Here is a 1,417-nt window from a genome sequence, read left to right as displayed (position 1 = left end):
CCAAAACCTAGAGATTGGTTTATCGCTGGTAGTTATTATAATTACGCTATTGTAGGGCCTGATGCTATGTTAGTGACATATCCTGGCGGCGGTTACCAGTCGCTTGATAACCATTTAAAACCTATCAATGGGAGTCGTATTCCTATTGATGTCATTAAAAAACAAGTTGATTTAATGGCGAAATACTATAAACATTAACCAGAAAAGAATAGAGACCCAAGTAACTTACAAGCTGTAATGTCAGTACTCTGAATTTTGCATCTCAAAGTTACTTGGGCATAACGACTTACTTAAGATGGGTCGTTTTTATAGGAATTATTATGAAAATTTGGGTAGATGCGGACGCTTGTCCTAACGTTGTAAAAGAGATCCTTTTCCGGGTTGCTAATCGTGTCGGTGTGCAAGTGACTCTTGTCGCAAACCAATTTATTCGAGTACCTGCATCGGCACATATTCGTTCGATACAAGTAGAAGCGGGATTTGATGTGGCGGATAACTACATTGTCCAGCAAGTAGAAGCGGGTGATTTGGTGATTACTGCTGATATTCCATTAGCAGATGAGGTGATTACAAAAAATGGTCATGCATTGAATCCAAGAGGGGAGATGTATACAAAAGAAACGATTAAGCAGAGACTTCAAATGCGAGATTTTATGGAAACGCTAAGAAGTAGTGGTATTCAAACAGGAGGTCCTGCACCGCTTAGTCAGGCAGATAGACAAAATTTTGCGAATAAATTAGATAGCTTTATCGCGAAAAATTTTAAAAAATAATTCCTGATTTTTTGAGTAAAAGGATTTACTTATGAAAGTATTACAGCTTGATCATCTCGTTTTAACCGTTGAAAATATAGATAGAACTTTAAGATTTTATCAGGTTGTTTTAGGGATGAAGGTTATTCAGTTTTCTGAAGGGCGTGTTGCCTTAGAGTTCGGAAATCAAAAAATTAATTTGCATCAGACAGGCTCAGAATTTGAACCTAAAGCTGCTACTGTACAGCCAGGTAGCGCCGATCTATGCTTTATTATTGATGTAGATATTGCCGACTTTTGTGCCCATTGCTCTTCACTTAATATTCCTGTTTTGCAAGGACCAATCCAACGGACAGGGGCTATGGGGAGTATAACTTCCGTGTATATAAGAGATCCTGATGGCAATCTCTTAGAGTTATCTAACTATCTGATTTAATAAGATTGTTTCTAACTAGTCCGCGTTTGATATTCTTACACATTTTGCCAAATCGATAGAGCTCATCAAAGTTAGGCTTTGTCCCTCGAGCAAGAGCGTGTTCCCAGTAAGAGACTTCTGATTCAAGCATTTCCATCAGTTTTTTAGGGCAGCCAATACAACTATTTTCAGGCCCACAAGTAAATGTACTCTCATCATAAAGAGGTAACTCAGTTTTAACCTGCGATAT

General features: G+C 38.1%; 4 protein-coding genes. 3 read left to right on the top strand and 1 reads right to left on the bottom strand.

Annotated elements, in window-relative coordinates:
* From I3252_RS13945 to I3252_RS13935, 3 genes are all read left to right on the top strand, one after another.
* On the top strand, positions 1 to 198 hold a 198-nt coding region (locus I3252_RS13945), incomplete at its 5' end, for a hypothetical protein (RefSeq protein WP_238035643.1).
* Positions 199 to 320: 122 nt separating this feature from the next.
* On the top strand, positions 321 to 773 hold the full coding sequence (locus I3252_RS13940; RefSeq protein ID WP_036763699.1) for a YaiI/YqxD family protein: 453 nt from the start codon (positions 321 to 323) through the stop codon (positions 771 to 773).
* Positions 774 to 804: 31 nt separating this feature from the next.
* Positions 805 to 1,188 (top strand): VOC family protein, encoded by a 384-nt coding sequence (locus I3252_RS13935; RefSeq protein ID WP_237029256.1) that lies wholly within the window; start codon positions 805 to 807, stop codon positions 1,186 to 1,188.
* Here the strand turns inward: I3252_RS13935 and I3252_RS13930 are convergent.
* A partial coding sequence (locus I3252_RS13930) for a hypothetical protein (protein WP_238035642.1) occupies positions 1,172 to 1,417 on the bottom strand: 246 nt, incomplete at its 5' end. The genes I3252_RS13935 and I3252_RS13930 overlap by 17 nt on opposite strands.

It is taken from the genome of Psychrobacter sp. Ps4, assembly GCF_022129285.1.
Taxonomy (GTDB): domain Bacteria; phylum Pseudomonadota; class Gammaproteobacteria; order Pseudomonadales; family Moraxellaceae; genus Psychrobacter; species Psychrobacter immobilis_A.
Note: the sequence above shows the minus strand (reverse complement) of the source record. Positions and strands in the feature narration are given on the sequence as shown.